Source organism: Chryseobacterium paludis (genome assembly GCF_025403485.1).
Taxonomy (GTDB): domain Bacteria; phylum Bacteroidota; class Bacteroidia; order Flavobacteriales; family Weeksellaceae; genus Chryseobacterium; species Chryseobacterium paludis.
Map to the genome: position 1 here is coordinate 3,540,196 of NZ_CP099966.1, position 17,452 is coordinate 3,557,647.

General features: G+C 33.5%; 21 protein-coding genes. 9 read left to right on the plus strand and 12 right to left on the minus strand.

Going from position 1 to position 17,452, the window contains the following annotated elements; genetic code table 11:
• Nucleotides 1-90: 90 nt before the first annotated feature.
• Nucleotides 91-621 carry an RNA methyltransferase gene (locus NG806_RS16045; protein WP_214830138.1) on the minus strand — a complete coding sequence of 177 codons (531 nt, stop codon included), beginning with the start codon at nt 619-621 and terminating at the stop codon, nt 91-93.
• A gap of 5 nt (nt 622-626) precedes the next feature.
• Nucleotides 627-1,247 (minus strand): toxin-antitoxin system YwqK family antitoxin, encoded by a 621-nt coding sequence (locus NG806_RS16050; protein ID WP_214830141.1) that lies wholly within the window; start codon nt 1,245-1,247, stop codon nt 627-629.
• A 57-nt stretch (nt 1,248-1,304) separates the two neighbouring features.
• On the opposite strand from NG806_RS16050, the gene NG806_RS16055 reads away from it, so the two are divergent.
• Nucleotides 1,305-1,904: a hypothetical protein gene (locus NG806_RS16055; RefSeq protein ID WP_214830143.1), complete on the plus strand. Its 600-nt coding sequence runs from the start codon at nt 1,305-1,307 to the stop codon at nt 1,902-1,904.
• On the opposite strand, the gene NG806_RS16060 is transcribed toward NG806_RS16055, so the two are convergent.
• Entirely contained in the window at nt 1,901-2,794 is an 894-nt protein-coding gene (locus tag NG806_RS16060) for a bestrophin family protein (protein ID WP_214830145.1), read from the minus strand. The two genes, NG806_RS16055 and NG806_RS16060, sit on opposite strands and share 4 nt — an antisense overlap.
• Before the next feature lie 188 nt (nt 2,795-2,982).
• Between NG806_RS16060 and NG806_RS16065 the strand changes: the two genes are divergently transcribed.
• Nucleotides 2,983-3,861: a cupin-like domain-containing protein gene (locus NG806_RS16065; protein ID WP_261510607.1), complete on the plus strand. Its 879-nt coding sequence runs from the start codon at nt 2,983-2,985 to the stop codon at nt 3,859-3,861.
• Nucleotides 3,862-3,863: 2 nt separating this feature from the next.
• Here NG806_RS16065 and NG806_RS16070 read toward each other — a convergent pair whose 3' ends face one another.
• The gene (locus NG806_RS16070; protein ID WP_261510608.1) at nt 3,864-4,418 is read right to left on the minus strand and encodes a GNAT family N-acetyltransferase; all 555 of its coding nucleotides are present in this window, start codon (nt 4,416-4,418) and stop codon (nt 3,864-3,866) included.
• 125 nt (nt 4,419-4,543) lie between these two features.
• On the opposite strand from NG806_RS16070, the gene mutS reads away from it, so the two are divergent.
• Nucleotides 4,544-7,129 (plus strand): DNA mismatch repair protein MutS, encoded by a 2,586-nt coding sequence (gene mutS, locus NG806_RS16075; protein WP_214830153.1) that lies wholly within the window; start codon nt 4,544-4,546, stop codon nt 7,127-7,129.
• Between the two features lie 49 nt (nt 7,130-7,178).
• On the opposite strand, the gene NG806_RS16080 is transcribed toward mutS, so the two are convergent.
• Nucleotides 7,179-7,337, minus strand: a complete 159-nt coding sequence (locus tag NG806_RS16080; protein ID WP_214830155.1) for a bacteriocin — start codon at nt 7,335-7,337, stop codon at nt 7,179-7,181.
• A gap of 165 nt (nt 7,338-7,502) precedes the next feature.
• Nucleotides 7,503-7,667 carry a class IIb bacteriocin, lactobin A/cerein 7B family gene (locus NG806_RS16085; RefSeq protein WP_214830157.1) on the minus strand — a complete coding sequence of 55 codons (165 nt, stop codon included), beginning with the start codon at nt 7,665-7,667 and terminating at the stop codon, nt 7,503-7,505.
• A 150-nt stretch (nt 7,668-7,817) separates the two neighbouring features.
• On the opposite strand from NG806_RS16085, the gene NG806_RS16090 reads away from it, so the two are divergent.
• From NG806_RS16090 to NG806_RS16100, 3 genes are all read left to right on the plus strand, one after another.
• The gene (locus tag NG806_RS16090) at nt 7,818-8,306 is read left to right on the plus strand and encodes a TlpA disulfide reductase family protein (RefSeq protein WP_214830159.1); all 489 of its coding nucleotides are present in this window, start codon (nt 7,818-7,820) and stop codon (nt 8,304-8,306) included.
• 10 nt (nt 8,307-8,316) lie between these two features.
• Nucleotides 8,317-8,976, plus strand: coding sequence for a thioredoxin family protein (locus NG806_RS16095; protein ID WP_261510613.1), 660 nt, complete (start codon nt 8,317-8,319; stop codon nt 8,974-8,976).
• An 86-nt stretch (nt 8,977-9,062) separates the two neighbouring features.
• Nucleotides 9,063-9,461, plus strand: coding sequence for a ribosomal maturation YjgA family protein (locus NG806_RS16100; RefSeq protein ID WP_261510615.1), 399 nt, complete (start codon nt 9,063-9,065; stop codon nt 9,459-9,461).
• Here NG806_RS16100 and NG806_RS16105 read toward each other — a convergent pair.
• The 4 genes from NG806_RS16105 to NG806_RS16120 all read right to left on the minus strand — a co-directional run bounded on the left by NG806_RS16105 (nt 9,448) and on the right by NG806_RS16120 (nt 12,809).
• A complete protein-coding gene (locus NG806_RS16105) occupies nt 9,448-9,903 on the minus strand; it encodes a hypothetical protein (protein ID WP_261510617.1) in 456 nt (151 codons plus the stop codon). The two genes, NG806_RS16100 and NG806_RS16105, sit on opposite strands and share 14 nt — an antisense overlap.
• Nucleotides 9,869-10,789: a YARHG domain-containing protein gene (locus tag NG806_RS16110; protein ID WP_214830167.1), complete on the minus strand. Its 921-nt coding sequence runs from the start codon at nt 10,787-10,789 to the stop codon at nt 9,869-9,871. Before NG806_RS16110 ends, NG806_RS16105 begins: the two co-directional genes overlap by 35 nt.
• Nucleotides 10,786-11,424, minus strand: coding sequence for a DUF2306 domain-containing protein (locus NG806_RS16115; protein WP_261510619.1), 639 nt, complete (start codon nt 11,422-11,424; stop codon nt 10,786-10,788). Before NG806_RS16115 ends, NG806_RS16110 begins: the two co-directional genes overlap by 4 nt.
• Before the next feature lie 182 nt (nt 11,425-11,606).
• Nucleotides 11,607-12,809, minus strand: a complete 1,203-nt coding sequence (locus NG806_RS16120; RefSeq protein WP_214830171.1) for a BaiN/RdsA family NAD(P)/FAD-dependent oxidoreductase — start codon at nt 12,807-12,809, stop codon at nt 11,607-11,609.
• Between the two features lie 113 nt (nt 12,810-12,922).
• Between NG806_RS16120 and NG806_RS16125 the strand changes: the two genes are divergently transcribed.
• The 3 genes from NG806_RS16125 to NG806_RS16135 all read left to right on the plus strand — a co-directional run bounded on the left by NG806_RS16125 (nt 12,923) and on the right by NG806_RS16135 (nt 15,704).
• Nucleotides 12,923-13,417, plus strand: coding sequence for an acyl-CoA thioesterase (locus NG806_RS16125; protein WP_214830172.1), 495 nt, complete (start codon nt 12,923-12,925; stop codon nt 13,415-13,417).
• Between the two features lie 81 nt (nt 13,418-13,498).
• Entirely contained in the window at nt 13,499-14,563 is a 1,065-nt protein-coding gene (gene thiL, locus NG806_RS16130) for a thiamine-phosphate kinase (RefSeq protein WP_261510621.1), read from the plus strand.
• Nucleotides 14,564-14,795: 232 nt separating this feature from the next.
• On the plus strand, nt 14,796-15,704 hold the full coding sequence (locus tag NG806_RS16135) for a DUF6268 family outer membrane beta-barrel protein (RefSeq protein WP_214830176.1): 909 nt from the start codon (nt 14,796-14,798) through the stop codon (nt 15,702-15,704).
• 2 nt (nt 15,705-15,706) lie between these two features.
• Here the strand turns inward: NG806_RS16135 and NG806_RS16140 are convergent, their stop codons facing one another.
• A complete protein-coding gene (locus NG806_RS16140; RefSeq protein ID WP_390882592.1) occupies nt 15,707-16,441 on the minus strand; it encodes a LytR/AlgR family response regulator transcription factor in 735 nt (244 codons plus the stop codon).
• Nucleotides 16,431-17,444 carry a sensor histidine kinase gene (locus NG806_RS16145; RefSeq protein ID WP_261510626.1) on the minus strand — a complete coding sequence of 338 codons (1,014 nt, stop codon included), beginning with the start codon at nt 17,442-17,444 and terminating at the stop codon, nt 16,431-16,433. Before NG806_RS16145 ends, NG806_RS16140 begins: the two co-directional genes overlap by 11 nt.
• Between the last annotated feature and the right edge of the window lie 8 nt (nt 17,445-17,452).

Below are 17,452 nucleotides of genomic sequence, written 5' to 3' on the forward strand. Positions count from 1 at the left end.
AATAAAAAAAAATTATCTTTGTCGCCTTTCATTTTTACTTTTTATTAGATTTATTTCAAACTGCACTGTCTTTTAGACATATGCAGTTTTTTATTTTAAAGCCTTTGTGAACTCCCACATTACGATACCTCCACACACACTTACATTTAAAGAATGTTTAGTTCCTAACTGAGGAATTTCCAAGAATACATCAATGTTTTCCAAAGCTTCATCACTTATACCATCCACTTCATTACCGAGGATTAAAGCATATTTCTTTGATTTATCGATTGTAAAATCAGTGATCATCGTACTGTTGCTGGTTTGTTCGATACCAATAATTTCAAATCCCTGACTTTTTAAATCCTGAATCGTTATATTAATATCTTTTTCATAACCCCAATCCACACTTTCTGTAGCCCCCAATGCCGCTTTATGAATTTCGCGATGAGGAGGTTGCGGGGTAATTCCGCAAAGAATTATTTTTTCAATTAAAAAAGCATCAGCCGTTCTGAACGTGGCTCCCACATTATGCATACTTCTTATATTATCCAAAATGACGATCAAAGGAATCTTCTCAACTTTCTTAAATGTTTCTACATCTATTCTGTTGAGTTCTTCCAGTTTTAATTTATGTACCAATTATATTATTTTGTAGAGATTAATTTTCCGTTTTTGTAAATTTCTGTTTTTTCAACACTTCCATCTTCACGATAATGAACCCTGGTACCATTCCATTGGTCATTGGCAAACTCGGTCTCACGCTGAACTTTTCCCGATGGATAAAGCATTTTCCATTTCCCTGTTGCCACCCCATTTTCATAATAACCAATCTGTTTTACAGACTTTCCATTTTCATAAAAGACTTTGCTTTCACCATTCAGTTTTCCTAACTTATAATTAGAAATTTCAGTAATCGTTCCCGAAGGTGAATAAAAGGTACCTGTTAAACTATTATCATAGACATTTTTTTCACCATTCCTAAAAGCTTCTTTTGAGGTTAAGACTCCGTTTTTGTCATAATAAACCCATTCCTTTATTTTGTAGTCTTTTTTGTACTCTCCTTGAGCTTGAATTTTTCCATTTTCATAATAGAAAACAGCATCACCATCAAGCTTTCCCTTTTTCCATTCAGCAACTTCTTTTACCTGTCCATTTTCAAAGAATTGTTTGCAGCTTCCTTCCTGTAACCCATCTTTATATCCGCATGGTTTTTGTGCAATAGCCAACGAAGATGCAGAAAATAATAAAAGAAAAATGTATTTCATAGATTTTTTTATTTCAAAAATAGTAAAATAGTTATATTTGAAATAAAAAAATATGATATGAAAAATTTACTTATACTAATAACGTTAATGTCTGCTTTTATATTATCAAAGGCACAAAATACATATTATCCACAAGCTTTCTTCGATAAAAAATTAGCTCAGAGTATGATTGGTTTTGGAAATTCTACCATTGAAGGAGTAGCATCCACAAAACAAAAAAACAGTTGGGGATTTAAACCATTGCTTGGGGAAAAACATTATGCTCCTGAAGGAACCGTAGTCATGCTTTTTCCTGTAACCCCATACTTTGAAGAGTTTTACAACATGAGAAAGAAATATGAAAATAGAAAAACAACTGTTTATATGTCCGAAGAAGCGTTTAAATATAGAATAGATGCTTATACAGACGCTCATGGACGGTTTAAATTTGAAAAACTGAAACCAGGCAAATATTATCTGGAAACGATTGTAAACTTTACAGCTACAGCAAATTATCAACAACAAACCGGACAATCAGATGCTTACAATGTTTATGGTGGCTATCTGTACTCCACTCCGATATATCAAACTTTTTTCTATAATTATGCTTCATCAAGTAGAGAAAGTAAATTCGTAGAAATAAAACAAGATGGCGAGTTAAAAGAAATCAACCTTTAAAGGTTGATTTTATTTTTTAGTCCCATAATCTGGTGAACACTCTTTTCGATATTTTGTGCTATTGTTTCCATAGGAATATCATTTTCGTCATTATTGAAAGGATCTTCTATTTCTTCTGCAATAAGTTCCAGACTCATTAAAACGTAATAGACAAAGACTGTAAGAGGGATCATGAATAAGCCAATGCTAATTACATAAGCCACAGGCAGTGCCAATACATAAAGTATAATGAATTTCTTCACAAAGGAAGAATAAGAATAGGGGATCGGTGTGTTTTTTATTCTTTCACAACCCCCACATATATCTAGGAAACCGGAAAGTTGAGTGTCAAGAAATACCATTTCTATATCTGAAATTTTACCTTCTTTTTTCAATTGGTTTAATTTGTGGCTAAGGAGAATAACAATTTCACTCGGCCCATGATGTTTAAGAGATTTTTCTATCTCTGAATAATCTTCATCTAATGCGAGTCTTGTAGATTCTTTAGAGAGATGTTTAGCCAGAAAATGAGGAAAAAACTTTAAATACCGTGCTATTTGTTCCGCACTTTGTCTGTCATTTTCAAGAATAAGATTAATTTTTATAGCAAAATTTCTGGTATCATTAACCAGTTTTCCCCATAACTTTCTTCCTTCCCACCATCTGTCATATGCTGTATTGGTTCTGAAAACCAGTAATAAAGAAAGTACAAAACCTAGCAGAGAATGAATCATACCCACATTGCTTACCGCTGATTTTGAAGTGAGGTGAAGGTATTCAATTTCCAGATATTCTATCCCATAAGAGTATATCCCAACTACGATCATCGACGGAAAAAGAATTTTCAAAGTATCACTTTTATGTAAACTGAAAAGGATCTTCAGGAAATGTTTGGTGTTGTAGACTCTCATAAATTTAGTTGATGGTACAAATATAATTTTTTTCGATTTATCCTTAGTCTATGCATTATTGATTTATTTTCTTACACAATCCTTTCTATTAACAGTACTATTAGGATTTTAAAGAAAATGTAAAAAGTAAAATTTTTATAAATTTCAAAAAAACATTACTTTTATTTCACATTAAATCAGCCAACAAAATGATTCTCGAAAAAGTAGATGTTGTAAATGATATTAGTAAAGAAGATTTTCAGAAAGATTATTTCAGGAAAAAAAAGCCTCTGCTGATCAAAAATTTCGCAAGCCGGTGGGAAGCTTTTGATCAATGGAATCTCGCTTATATTCGTGAAAAAGCGGGAGAACAAGAAGTTCCATTATATGATAATAAACCGGCAAATGCAGCCAAAAGTTCAGATGCTCCGGTTACCCATATGAAAATGAAGGATTATATAGATACTATAAAAAGCAAACCTTCAGATCTCCGTATTTTCTTCTATATTATTACTGACAGACTTCCTGAGCTTTTAAAAAACTTTACCTATCCTGATCTTGGCATAAAATTTTTTAAAAGGCTTCCTACCTTATTTTTTGGAGGAAGCGAGGCTCATGTTTTAATGCATTATGATGTTGATTTGGGAGATTTCATGCATATTCATTTTGAAGGAAAAAAAAGGATATTATTGTTTGATCAGGAGCAGTCTGCTTTTCTTTATAAGGTTCCTTTATCTGTTCATACAGTCTATGATATAGATTATGAAAATCCAGATTATGAGAAATTTCCGGCTTTACAATATGCTAAAGGATATGAGATTTTTATGGAACATGGAGATGCTCTTTTCATACCGGGAGCATTTTGGCATTTTAACAGATATCTTGAACCTGGTTTTTCATTGTCACTCCGAGCACTTCCTAATAAACCAAAGGTTTTTGCAAGTATGCTTTACCATGTTTTTGTTATGAGATATACTGATAAGCTGTTAAGGAAGTTCTTTAAAGCAAAGTGGGTAAATTATAAACAAAAATGGGCTTATGAAAAAAGCACAAAAGCGTTAGAAAAACAGTTGAAGGGAAACAAATAAAATTACTTTCTGCCTGCAGATATTTTCAGCTTATTAATAAGTCCAAAAATAGTAGCGTCTACAAATTTTCCTTTTTCAAAGAAGAAATCACGCATTGTACCTTCTTCATTAAAATCGAGTGACAATAAAAGTTTTTCGGATGAAATATTAGCAGGATCAATGAAAGCTTCTATGCGATGTAAATTCATTGTTGTAAAAGCAAACGGAATAATGGCCTGTACAGCTTCTTTCATATAGGCTTTTCTCCAGAATTTCGGATTGAGCTCATAGCCAAGTTCGGCTTTAAAATGTTCGCGAAACCAGTTGTGGTAACCACAGGTTCCAATTACTTTTTTTTCGGATTTCAATTCAATAGCCCATCGGAATCCCTTTTTATTTTCAAATTCACTATTGAAATGGTCAATTAGTTTTTCGGCCTCTTTAATTTGAGTAAAGGTTTCTAAATCATAATATTCCATGACAATATCCAAAGAGAAATAGTCAAATAAATCTTTAGCATCCTTATTAGTTAGTTGTCTTAAAATTAACCTTTCAGTTTCTAATATTGGAAAATCCATTACTCAATTTTATTGAAAAATACGATAAAAAATTAATTAGACCAAGGTAGTTTTTGAAAACATTAATCCACAAACAATTTCCTAAGCCTGAATTTATTTTCTAAATTTGACGTTCATTTTTTACTATGGCAAAAACGAAGAAGGAAACTCCATTAATGACTCAGTATAATACCATCAAGGCAAAATATCCTGATGCACTCTTATTATTCCGGGTTGGAGATTTTTATGAAACTTTTGGACAGGATGCGATCCGTGCTTCTCAGGTATTGGGTATTGTTCTGACAAAGAGAGCAAATGGAGAAGGGCATATAGAATTGGCTGGATTTCCGCACCATTCTGTGGATTCTTATCTTCCAAAGCTGGTTAGAGCTGGACTTCGTGTTGCTATTTGTGATCAGTTGGAAGATCCTAAAATGGTAAAGGGAATTGTAAAAAGAGGAGTTACAGAACTGGTTACCCCAGGTGTTACATTTAATGATCAGGTATTAAGTTCGAAGAAAAATAACTTTCTGCTTTCCCTTCATAAAGAAAAAGAAAAATTTGGAATTGCTTTGGTTGATATCTCCACAGGAGAGTTTTTAGTAAGCGAAGGAAATCTGGAAAAGCTTTTACATATTGTCGGGACGTTTGATCCCAGTGAGATTATTTATCAGAGAAGTGTTCAGCTTCCTGATCAGTTTAAGAATAAAAGTGCTTTTAAGCTGGAAGACTGGGCTTTTCAATACAATTTTGCGTATGAGAAATTAACGAATCATTTTAAAACAAATTCTTTAAAAGGGTTTGGTATAGAAAACCTTCCTTTAGCAATTACGGCGGCAGGAGCTATTTTTGCTTATCTGGTTGAAGATACACATCATAATCTACTGGCTCACCTTACAAAAATTAAAGTGATCCCTCAGGATGATTTCCTGATGATGGATAATTTTACATTAAGAAATCTGGAGATTGTGTATCCAAGTAATCCACAGGGAAAATCGCTATTAGATATTATAGATAAGACATCAACTCCAATGGGAGGGAGACTCTTGAGACGCAGAATTATTCTCCCCCTAAAATCCGTTAGTGAGATCCAAAGAAGATTGTCATTAATTGATTTTTTAAACGAAAATGATGGTTTAAAGTATGAAATTTCACAGTTACTAAAGTCTATTTCTGACTTAGACCGATTAATGGGGAAACTGGCAGCTGAAAAGATCTCACCGAAAGAACTGGGATATCTTCGTCAGAGCTTAGTTAATATTCATACCATCAAAGAGTTACTTCATCCATTTGCAGATGTGCTGGCATGGATAGAACCATTATATGACCTGGATGAGTTGATTAAGTTTTTGCAAAATAGGTTGAATGAAGAACTTCCTGTCAATATTTCGAAAGGAAAAGTGATAAAAGATGGTATTTCTGAAGAATTGGACAGGTTACGAAATCTACAAAGCAAAGGTCGTGGCTTTTTGGATGAGATGTGTCAGAGAGAAATTGAAAGAACAGGAATTACAAGTCTTAAAATTGATTTTAATAATGTATTCGGGTATTTTATTGAAGTTCGGAATACCCATAAAGATAAAGTTCCGGGAGATTGGCTAAGAAAGCAAACCTTAGTGAACGCTGAAAGATATATCACAGAAGAATTAAAAGAATATGAAAGTCAGATTCTTGGAGCTGAAGAGAAGATCAGTGTTTTGGAAAATGAGTTATATAGAAATGTATGCTCTGAAACAATGGTGTATATTGATCAGATACAGGAAAATTCAAATATTATTGCTCAGATCGACGTTGCTGCTGGGTTATCAGAACTAGCCGTGTCTGAAAGTTATACAAGACCGATATTGAATGAAAGTTATGTTGTCGATCTAAAAGAAGCCAGGCATCCCATTATAGAAAATGCGCTCCCATTAGGAGAGAAATATATTCCGAATGATATATTTCTGGATAAAGATTCTCAACAGATCATTATGGTAACCGGACCGAACATGGCCGGTAAATCTGCGATCCTTCGTCAGACAGCAATTGTTTGTCTTCTGGCTCAGATCGGAAGTTTTGTGCCGGCAAAACATGCTGAAATAGGAGTGTTAGATAAGATCTTTACAAGGGTAGGGGCAACAGATAATATTTCTGCTGGAGAATCTACTTTTATGGTTGAAATGAATGAAGCTGCCAATATTCTAAATAATATTTCAGAAAGGAGTTTAATCTTACTGGATGAAATCGGACGTGGTACTTCTACTTATGATGGAGTTTCTATAGCATGGGCTATCGCGGAGTATCTTCACCAACATCCAAGCCAGGCTAAAACCTTATTTGCTACTCATTACCATGAATTGAATGAAATGACGGTTAATTTTGAAAGGGTGAAAAATTTCCATGTTTCGATTCAGGAAAACAAAGGGAACATTATTTTCCTGAGAAAACTTATTCCCGGGGGAAGTGAGCATAGTTTTGGTATCCATGTAGCAAAACTTGCTGGAATGCCCGCAAAAGTAGTGAACAGGGCTAATGAAATTCTAAAAACATTGGAAGCGAGTCGTACCCAGGGAACTTCATCAGAAAGCATAAAAAGAGTAACAGATGAAAATATGCAACTGTCATTCTTCCAGTTAGATGATCCTGTTTTGGAAAATATCCGAGAGGAGCTTACAAAGATTGATATCAATACTTTGACACCTATTGAAGCTTTAATGAAACTAAATTCAATAAAGAAAATGATTGGAGGTTAACTCAAAATAAAAAAAGAAAGCTAAAGCTTTCTTTTTTTATTTTGAGTTATTAACAGCACGCTCCTTTTATGTCACAAACTCCAATATAGGGATCGCCCCCCGGGTTAATGCAAAGGCATTCCATATCACAGCCATTACTATTACCACCATTAATTTCTTTTAGTTCTTTTTTAGATAATTTTCGTTTTAATAAGTCTGATTTTTTCATAGTAATAATATTTAATTTAGTTAAACTAAGGTATATTATTTATTTAATAAATCCAAAAACAGTGAGTAAAACTCTTCTTTAATATAAAAAAGACACCAAAATATTGGTGTCTTTTCTAGTTTAGAAGAATATATTTGCTTGTTTTTAGCAAGATATTTCTTTTAATTAGCAGCAGTATCCGTCTTGTATACCATAAACGCCACTCAGTTCTTCACCGGTATGGCGATCAAAACAACTGATTACTCTTGGGCAAGCCGGTCCAAAACCACCATTAATTTCCTTCAATTCTTTTTTAGTCAATTTCTTGATTTGAATGCTTGATTTTTTCATAATAAAAACTTTTAATTTGGTTAAACTAAATTACATTTTTAATTCTGATATATCAATTATATGTGAACAGAATTTATGAAAATACCTGAAATTAGGTATATTAATGTGCTGGAAATCATTGACAAATGAAAATTTTCATTAATTTTGAATATGAAGAATTCAATAAGTATTTTATTTCTGTTCTTATGTTTTACCATTTCAAAGGCGCAGCAAATTAATGTTTCCTCTATAAAATATGAAGAGCTGGAAAAGCGTATTCAGCAGGAGAAAGATAAATTGCTTGTTGTCAATTTTTGGTCAACAACCTGTGCCCCTTGCATAAAGGAACTTCCTTATTTCATGGAGGTAAACAATAAGCATAAAGATAATCCAAAATTTAAAATGATCTTGGTTTCTTTGGATAGGGCGGTAGATAAAGAAAAGGTGATTAAATTTATAAAAAATAAAAACCTAACAACGGAAGTCATTTTGTTGGATGATATCAAAAGGATGAATACATGGATACCAAGGTTTGAAAAAGATTGGGATGGTAATATTCCGGTCACTTTATTTTATAAAAACGGCGAGAAAATATTTTTTAATGACGGCGAAATGAGTAAAGATGAGCTGGAGAATACGATTAACAAAAATTTACTTTAAACAAAATACTATGAAAAATTTAAAGATTATCATACTAACTTTCATTATTGGTTTTGGAATGTTGAGTTTTACAACAAGAGATAACGATAAAAAAGGAACAGAGAAACATCCTATTTCTCTATCTAATAAAGGATATGAGGTGGGTGATGAGGCAACAGATTTTAAATTAAAAAACATTGATGGGAAAATGGTTTCCCTAAGTGACTATAAGAACGCAAAAGGCTTTATTGTCATTTTTACTTGTAATCATTGTCCTTATGCTAAAAAATATGAAGACCGGATTATAGAACTCGACAAAAAATATAAAGATCAGGGCTATCCTGTGATTGCTATTAACCCAAATGATCCGAACGTTCAACCTGAAGATGGATACAAGCAAATGATTGAAAGAGCTAAGCAAAAAGGATTTACTTTTCCCTATTTGGTAGATGAGGGACAGAAAATTTATCCTCAGTATGGAGCCACTAAAACACCGCATGTGTTTGTTCTGCAAAAGAATAATGGTAAAAATATTGTCAAATATATCGGAGCTATAGATAATAATTATGACAACCCGAATGACGTTTCAGAATATTACGCTCAGGATGCGGTAAATTCTTTGATAAAAGGAGAGCCTATAAAAATGACAAAAACTGTAGCTATAGGATGCACAGTGAAAGTAAAGAAATAATCATCGATTATATACGTTTACTTACAAAGCGGGCTTTAGCCCGCTTTGTAATATTGATTATACCATATTAAAATATAAAGATTATAATGAAGATAAAATTTAATCTGAAATATCTCTTTCTAACAATTCTGTTGTTTCTGACAGAAGTTTTAATTGCGACCGTATTAAAAGATATTTTCTTTATAAGAGCTTATTTGGGGGATGTTATTGTCGTGATTCTTCTGTATACTTTTATCAAAACTTTCACTATAATTGATGATCAAAAACTTATTGTAGGGATTTTTATCTTTTCTTGTGTTATAGAACTAGCTCAATATTTCAATATTGCAGAAAAAATAGGCTTCCGAAAAGGAAGCCTTATGTATATTGTCATTGGAAATTCATTTTCCTGGATTGATATTGCATGTTATGCAGTCGGATGTTTAATTCTTTATATCATTGTAAAATATAAAAATTATAAACTGCTACTGACTACTCAAGGCTAAATATAAGGGGCTGCCTCATTTTCATTCTCGTCTTGATCCCATTGTTTACCCCAGGAATCCATTTTGTATTAACACTATTGAGGGATTTTAAGAACTCTCTTTTAATAATGTCATTTTCATAGGATTCTATTTTTATATCGGTCATACTGCCATCTGTTTCTATGACGAATGAAGCCACAGCTCTTGCTTTAGTAATGTTAAGACTTGATAGCAGTGAAGTACGAAAAGTGCTTAAAATTTCCTTCACAAATGCCTGATGGCCACCTGGAAACTCAGGGCTCTTATCAGTTGCAGACCCAGCAGGTGAAACGGATTTTGTTATGTTGTTATTGGAAATAGAATCTTTTTGTGCAGAAATGAAAACAACGCAGAAAGCGAGTATAATAAAGGTTAGGTACTTTTTCATATTACCTTCCAAAACTGTCATATTTGTCTTCAGCATATTTGATAAAACGATTCAATAATGCAACGTTTTCTTTTTCCATTGGTGAAAGATCATTGTCTACATTGCCAGATACAGGAATATACCAGTCCGTATGTTCAAAAAAGTTTCTGTATGTTTCTTTTTTAAAAGAATATCCATGTCTTGCAAAAACTGAATTCTTAATGATTTCCATATCCAGCTTTCTTAAGTTTTTAATGTCTTTTTCAGTTAGTTTTTGCTTAGATGCATTAATTTTAAAGATAGCTTCCGTAGCCACTCTGTTTTTTGAGGTGGTATAGCTTTCTGTTTTTCCTGTTTCTTCATCCTTATATTTTTCGACAAAACTTTTGGGATTAGTCCAGTCTACAAGATCAGAATCTTCATCCAACATGAAATTTGGGTTATATACAAAATCCTTTTTTGCTAATCTCAATGTTTTAGAAGATGCTTTTACAGCGGTTTTATTAAAGGCTGTCCATTTTCCAGATAGAGAGTCATTATTTAATTTTACCTCAAATCTTCCATCAGTTTTATCACTTCCAGGTTCGTCTAAAACAAAAGATTTTGTAGCTTCATTAAAAATACCTCTGAACGGACGTTGGTTACCATTTACAATACTTTGTCCATACACACTGTCTTTTGTTATTTTATTTATTTTTAAGGAAATTCTTTTTAAGATACTTCCATCATATTCTGAACCATCACTCTCATCCAGCATTTTTTCCATTCCGGCAAAATCACCAGTATAAATTCCGTAGTATTCTTTATGAATTTCAGGAATGATTACAGAGTCTTTTTTTGCGGTGAGAGAATCTGAAGAAGAGCTGGTGTTTTTCGCATCCTTTTTACAGCTTAGTAAAGAGACTGTCAGTAAAGGGATCAAAGCATAATTTAAAATTTTCATAGTATTTTTTTTGTGATTAAGAATTCAATTAATAAGATATTGGGAATCCAACCCAACCATGCAATAATTTGATAAACATCCATCGGATTGGGGTGAAATAAGTATACAATAATAACTTTCCACATTCGTAAAGTTATAGCAGATAATGTTAACGCAAAACTTCGCCACATCCATTGTTTATGAAGAGTGAATTTTTTCTGTTTTGCAAATTGATAAGCTTTGAAAGTAGTAAACCACCATAAGCTGCCAAGTATGATGAAAGAAATTTTAGATGGAAAACCCCCATTGGCGAATATCGCCATATAAATCCCGGCAGGAGCACAGAAGATTAACAGAAGTAAAATATACACTTTGCCAGCATTTCTATGGAAGTTTTTTAAACCGAAATCCCTTCTGAGAAGAGCTAAAAAGCCAGATAGTAATACAAAGATACTGGTGTAAACATGGGTGTAAAAAAATGGAAGATATTCAGGTCTGTGCTCTACTTCTGTTTGTTTGATCATTAAAAAACTCACATCTGCTTTTAAAGGAATATATTCCAATGTGATTTGTAACATAAGCCAAAAGAAATATCCGAACCCTAGAATTAAAAGGATTTTTAAAACGGGAAGATATTTTTTCTTGACTAAAAGCATTTTAAGAATTTATTATTATTCAAATTGCATTGTGATAGGTAATTTAAATCTATATTTTACAGGTTTGCCGTTGAGTTCAGCCGGGTTCCATTTAGTTTTTGCCATTGCTTTTACCACACGTTCCATTTCTTTATTCATTGACTTGTTATTGCCCAAAGCTATTTTTTCATTATATACTTTATTTATTTTATATTCAAATCCTGTGCGATAAGCCAAGCCTCACTCCAACAAGCCTGAAAATTGAAACCACCTGTTACCGCATCAATATTTAAAACTTCACCCGCAATATAAAAATTGGGGATGATTTTTGAAGACATATTTTTAAAATTAATCTCTTTTAAATCTACACCTCCTGCGGTTACAAATTCATCTTTAAAGGTTGATTTTCCAGTTACCTGCAATTTCTTTTTGCAAAGATTTTCTAAAATAATCAGCATTTCCTTTCCCGAAATATTAGCAACCTGTTTGTTGAGGTCAACTTTGGAAACTTCCAGAACTTTCTGCCAGAATCTATTCGTAATATCAAAGATCTTGGATTGACCAATTGTTTTTTTAGGATTACTTTGTCTGAAGTTTTGAAATAATGCTTCAGCTTCATCCATTGTTTTTGAAATAAAGTTGGCTTCAATTTCAAAATTATATTTAACCAAAGCTAAATCTATAGCTTCCCAAGCAGAAATTTTCAGAATTGCGGGACCCGAAAGGCCCCAATGTGTGATCAATAATGGGCCGCTTTCTTCCGTTTTCAATTTTGGAATAGAAATTTCTGCATTTTCAAAGCTTGTTCCTGCGAGATCTTTTAGTAAATCATTCTTAATATTGAATGTAAAAAGCGAAGGAACAAGACTGATGATTTTATGTCCTAAATTCTCAATAATTTTCAATGACTTTGGAGAACTTCCGGTGGTATAAATAATATAATCTGCTTCAAAGTCTTCCGAATTGGTTTTAACAATATATTTTTCTTCTTCCTTTAGAATTTCCTTTACAACGCATTTTGTTTTTACCTCAATGTTCTTTTTTTGAATTTCATTAAGGAAGGTGTTAATAATGGTTTGTGAAGAATTACTCTCTGGAAAGATCCTGTTGTCATTTTCTATTTTCAACGAAATATTTCGTTGATCGAACCATTCCATTGTGTCGCCCGGTTGAAATTTGGTAAAAACGCTTAGGAGTTCTTTATTTCCACGAGGGTAGAACTGAACCAGTTCTCTTGGATCAAAACAGGCATGACTTACATTACAACGACCTCCTCCGGATATTTTTACTTTCTGAAGGACATCTGAATTCTGTTCAAGAATAATAACTTTATATTTTGTTTCGTCGAGGTTTGATGCACAAAAAAAGCCTGCTGCACCACCACCAATAATGATAATTTTTTTCATGTATATGTAATCCTATGCTGAAGATTATTTTTCCAAAAGTACAATTTTTATAAACCATCTTATTTGAGTATTTTTGATGATTATAATTTTATCATTCTAAATACGATTTTCAAATGACATTCTACCATACCTTCGAAGTGCGTTGGAGCGATCTTGATGCCAACAAACATTTAGCAAATTCATCTTATGTGCAGTATTGTGCACAAACCCGAATGGCTTTTATGACAAAAGAAAAAATGGGAGTTACCCAATTAAGCAGATGGGGAATCGGACCTGTTATGCTGCATGAAAGATATTCTTTCTTTAAAGAGATCTATGCCGATCAGACCGTAATTGTAAGTTTGGAAATAGATGGGTGCTCAGAAGATTCTTCTATCTACCGTTTTCTTCATAAATTCTACACGCCGGACGGGGTGCATTGTGCAACATCGGAGGCTACAGGAGTATGGATTGATATGATGTTAAGAAAAATGACCACGCCGCCGGATGACATTGTAGAAGCAATGAATAAATACAAAACTGCCGATACGCAAATTTTAACAAGAGAGGATTTTAAGAAATTCCCTTTTCATGCGGAAAATATTGACCCAACAGAGTTTAACAAATAAAAGATAATTTGTAAATGATAATAGGTAGAATAGTATCGAACATCATTTATCAATTATCCGTCATCACTTATAAATAAAGATATGTTTGAAGATAAATCTCAGGAACTGACACCGATCTCTAAATTAGGAGAATTTGGACTGATTAAACACCTTACGGAACATTTTCCTCTGTCCAATGAATCTTCGGAGCTTGGAGTAGGGGATGATGCAGCAGTTATTAATCCGGGTAACAAAAAAGTAGTACTTACTACAGATGTTTTAGCTGAGGGAGTTCACTTTAATTTGGGATATGTTCCATTAAAACATTTGGGATATAAGGCAGTTGTTGTTAATCTTAGTGATATTGCTGCGATGAACGCTACACCAACTCAAATATTAGTTTCCCTGGCAGTTTCAAACCGTTTTCCGGTTGAAGCTCTGGAAGAACTTTACTCCGGAATCCAAGCAGCTTGCTCACGTTATAAAGTGGATTTAATAGGTGGAGATACCACAAGCTCAAATGCAGGATTAGTAATGAGCATTACAGCTGTTGGAATAGAAGATGAAGAAAACCTGATAAAAAGAAGTACAGCAAAAGCAAATGATCTACTTGTTGTAAGTGGAGATTTAGGAGGCGCTTATATGGGGCTTCAAATTTTGGAAAGAGAGCATGCTGTTTTCTTAGCAGATCCAAATATGCAACCTGAAATGGAAGGCTTTGACTACATTTTAGAAAGACAATTAAAGCCAGAAGCAAGAACAGATGTAAAATCGATCTTGAAAGAACTGGATATCAAACCTACTTCTATGATCGATATATCTGATGGATTGGCTTCTGAAATTTTGCACCTTTCTGATCAGTCGAAGGTTGGATTCAGATTATACGAAGAGAAGATTCCTATGGATAGCCTCACAATTTCTACAGCAGATGAAATGAATTTAAATCCTGTAATGACGGCATTAAGTGGTGGTGAAGATTATGAATTGCTGTTCACAATTTCACCTAATGATTTTGATAAAATTAAAAACCATCCCGACTTTACCATTATAGGGCATGCTGTAGAAAAAGAAGAAGGGAACTTTATGGTAGCAAGAGGATCAAATCAGTTAGTTTCTCTGACAGCACAGGGGTGGGATGCTTTTTTAGGCAACCAGAAAGAAGAATAGATTAGATTTAATTTTTAAATATTGTAAAAGCCACTGCAACCTTGCGGTGGTTTTTTGTTCACTGTCATTGCGAGGAGCAAAACGACGAAGCAATCTCTTTAGTATAAATCGAAAGGAAAGGAAAATCTTACTCATCACACATTTATTTCAACTCATCCTAAGATATAAGCACTTAATCAAGTAATTTTTGCCCAGGGCAACGAAAGGGCTCTCTTTGTGAAAATTTTAAATTATGAAGAAAGGTCTTTTGACGGTCTTTTATGGTCTTGCTCACCTGAGTTGTTGGGTTAATGCTCAGTCTGGAATTTCCGGAGAAGTAAAAACGGAATATATTCCACACTCCAGCTATATCCGTCCGGAGGATAGCGTGAAAACAAATTCTAAAAGTGATTTTAAGAGAATGGATGTAAGTTTCAATATTCCATTATCTATGAAGAAAACAGATGATGGAAAAGTGAAAGCCTGGTCATTATTGGTGAATGGATCCTATGCTAAGATGTCCCACAAGAACTACGAAAGTAGTTTGTTTCCGGATCAGATGCTGAATGCACAAATTGGATTACAGCACTTGAGACCATTAGGAGGGAAATGGAGCATGATGATTACTGCTTCGGCAGGAGTTTATACCGATCTGGAAAATGTAAATTTTGATGATGTATTGGGTCAGGGAGGAATATTATTTATAAAGAACTTTAGTCCAAATCTAGCTCTCGGTGCAGGACCGGTATTAACTACTGCGTTCGGAGTACCTATGATTATGCCGTGGATTTATTTCGATTGGAAGACAGGAAGTAAAATCAAGTTTAAGATTAACTTCCCGGAAGGCTTGGAAGCGGGTTATCAGTTCACAGATAAATTTGCTTTAAAAGGGGTGGTAGAAATGAATGGGATGACCGTAGAAAGAAATAAAGGCGGAAAATCTACTTTATTGGGATATCAGCAGATAACCGCAGGTTTAAGACCTGAGTTACAGATCAGCAAAAACTTAAGCTTACGGCTTACCGGAGGAACAGCATTATTAAGAAGTTTCAACGAAAACGATCGTAAGATAAAAAGTATATTTAAAACTAAAAAGATGGAAGATCCGCGTTTCGCCAGTACCTTTTATATGGCATTTTCGTTACGCTGGAATCTGCCATAATTTTATTTGCTGATGAGCTTCTTATAAACAACCTGATTTAGTAATTCTTCTTTTCGGGTTCTGGAAATAGGGAGCTCAATTTTATTAATGTACAATCTGCCTCCCGAGATCATTTCAATATGGGTGATATTAATCAGAAAAGATTTATGAATTCTAAAAAAATGCTCTGGAGAAAGAGATTCTTCAATGGCTTTCATTGTTTGATGAATAACAAGAGATTTATCTTTAAAATGAAGCTTAGTATAGTTCTGCATGCTCTCTATGTATAAGATATCTACCCAGGAGACCTTAATGAAGGTATCAGATTGACGGACATATAAAAAAGGATCATCCAATTGGAGGTTCTTTTTTGATTTTTCAGATAGAATAAATTGTTGATGGGCTTTATTTACCGCCTGATAAAAGCGATTGAAAGCAATGGGTTTCAAAAGATAATCTACCACCTGAAGTCTGTAACCTTCTAGAGCATATTCAGAATAAGCCGTTGTAAGAATACATAAGGGAGGATTTTCCAATTGTTCCAAAAACTCAAGTCCGGTTAAATAAGGCATATTAATATCCAGAAAGATCAGATCAATTTGATTATCCTGTACTTTATAATTTGCTTCTAATGCTGTGGCACAGGTGTCTGCAGCTTCTAAAAAGTCAATCTGATCTGCCATATCCTTAAGGTAAAACCTTGCTAAAGGTTCATCATCGATTATTAAACATTTCATTTTAGGAAGGTTATTGTTCATCATTATCTATAGATAATTTTAAGGTTAGAGAAACTTTGTACACATTATCATCAGATTCAATCTTTAGGATATGAGAATCCGGATACTGAAGACCCAATCTTTTTTGTACATTCTGAAGACCTATTCCATGTGCACCATCTTTCTTTTTGTAGGTACTGAGATTGGAATAAGAATTTTCAACATAAAAAAACAGGGTATTATTTTCTTCTTTACATGAAATAATAATGTATCCTTTATGTCCTGGTAGGCGGCATACATATTTAAAAGCATTTTCTATAAAAGTAACGAGTAGAAGGGGAGCAATAAAGGCTTTCTGATTGTTGAGTTGCCAAGTAGCTTTTACATCCAGCTCATTTCCCCAGCGTAGTTTTTCTACTTCAACTAAATCCTGAAGGTATTGAATCTCCTGATTGAGTATGACTTGATTTTTGTTACAATGATATAATTGATAACGCAGAATATCAGAAAACTTAAACAGAAGAAAAGAAGCCAGCTCTGTATTTGTTTTCATTAAAATATGAATGTGATTAAGGATATTAAATACCAAATGTGGGTTAATCTGATCCTGCAACAGTTTAAGCTGGTTTTCTAAATGTGCCTGTTGCAACAGAATGTGGTCACGTTCTATTTTCCCATGTTCCAGATAAAATCTGATACCACAAGCAGTCCCATTAATTAAAAGCGATGCCGGAATCGACAGATAAAAACCCTTCCATAATACGGAAAGATGTGATAAAACCCCTGGTGGAATAGGAGTAATGGCATTAATATTAATGTAGGTAAAGACAAGTGAAAATATAAAGCTCAATAATAGAATGACAATGAGCGCCTCTATTAAAAACTGATTCATATTCTTAGATATTAATGCTTTGGGAAGACGTTTGTTCGTTAAAAAATGAGCAAAAATATAAGAGCTTATCAGAATGATAGAAGTCTGAAGAAAAGCATTATACATGCCGACATCAGCTTGGATCTGTATCCAGATAGCTATGCCGAAAACCATCCAAAAAA

Bases quoted from the DNA above. Each gene is read 5' to 3' on its own strand.
- NG806_RS16050 (WP_214830141.1), bottom strand. From the start codon at position 1,247: ATGAAATACATTTTTCTTTTATTATTTTCTGCATCTTCGTTGGCTATT.
- NG806_RS16055 (WP_214830143.1), top strand. From the start codon at position 1,305: ATGAAAAATTTACTTATACTAATAACGTTAATGTCTGCTTTTATATTA.
- NG806_RS16060 (WP_214830145.1), bottom strand. From the start codon at position 2,794: ATGAGAGTCTACAACACCAAACATTTCCTGAAGATCCTTTTCAGTTTA.
- NG806_RS16065 (WP_261510607.1), top strand. From the start codon at position 2,983: ATGATTCTCGAAAAAGTAGATGTTGTAAATGATATTAGTAAAGAAGAT.
- NG806_RS16070 (WP_261510608.1), bottom strand. From the start codon at position 4,418: ATGGATTTTCCAATATTAGAAACTGAAAGGTTAATTTTAAGACAACTA.
- mutS (WP_214830153.1), top strand. From the start codon at position 4,544: ATGGCAAAAACGAAGAAGGAAACTCCATTAATGACTCAGTATAATACC.
- NG806_RS16080 (WP_214830155.1), bottom strand. From the start codon at position 7,337: ATGAAAAAATCAGACTTATTAAAACGAAAATTATCTAAAAAAGAACTA.
- NG806_RS16085 (WP_214830157.1), bottom strand. From the start codon at position 7,667: ATGAAAAAATCAAGCATTCAAATCAAGAAATTGACTAAAAAAGAATTG.
- NG806_RS16090 (WP_214830159.1), top strand. From the start codon at position 7,818: ATGAAGAATTCAATAAGTATTTTATTTCTGTTCTTATGTTTTACCATT.
- NG806_RS16095 (WP_261510613.1), top strand. From the start codon at position 8,317: ATGAAAAATTTAAAGATTATCATACTAACTTTCATTATTGGTTTTGGA.
- NG806_RS16100 (WP_261510615.1), top strand. From the start codon at position 9,063: ATGAAGATAAAATTTAATCTGAAATATCTCTTTCTAACAATTCTGTTG.
- NG806_RS16105 (WP_261510617.1), bottom strand. From the start codon at position 9,903: ATGCTGAAGACAAATATGACAGTTTTGGAAGGTAATATGAAAAAGTAC.
- NG806_RS16110 (WP_214830167.1), bottom strand. From the start codon at position 10,789: ATGAAAATTTTAAATTATGCTTTGATCCCTTTACTGACAGTCTCTTTA.
- NG806_RS16115 (WP_261510619.1), bottom strand. From the start codon at position 11,424: ATGCTTTTAGTCAAGAAAAAATATCTTCCCGTTTTAAAAATCCTTTTA.
- NG806_RS16120 (WP_214830171.1), bottom strand. From the start codon at position 12,809: ATGAAAAAAATTATCATTATTGGTGGTGGTGCAGCAGGCTTTTTTTGT.
- NG806_RS16125 (WP_214830172.1), top strand. From the start codon at position 12,923: ATGACATTCTACCATACCTTCGAAGTGCGTTGGAGCGATCTTGATGCC.
- thiL (WP_261510621.1), top strand. From the start codon at position 13,499: ATGTTTGAAGATAAATCTCAGGAACTGACACCGATCTCTAAATTAGGA.
- NG806_RS16135 (WP_214830176.1), top strand. From the start codon at position 14,796: ATGAAGAAAGGTCTTTTGACGGTCTTTTATGGTCTTGCTCACCTGAGT.
- NG806_RS16140 (WP_390882592.1), bottom strand. From the start codon at position 16,441: ATGAACAATAACCTTCCTAAAATGAAATGTTTAATAATCGATGATGAA.
- NG806_RS16145 (WP_261510626.1), bottom strand. From the start codon at position 17,444: ATGGTTTTCGGCATAGCTATCTGGATACAGATCCAAGCTGATGTCGGC.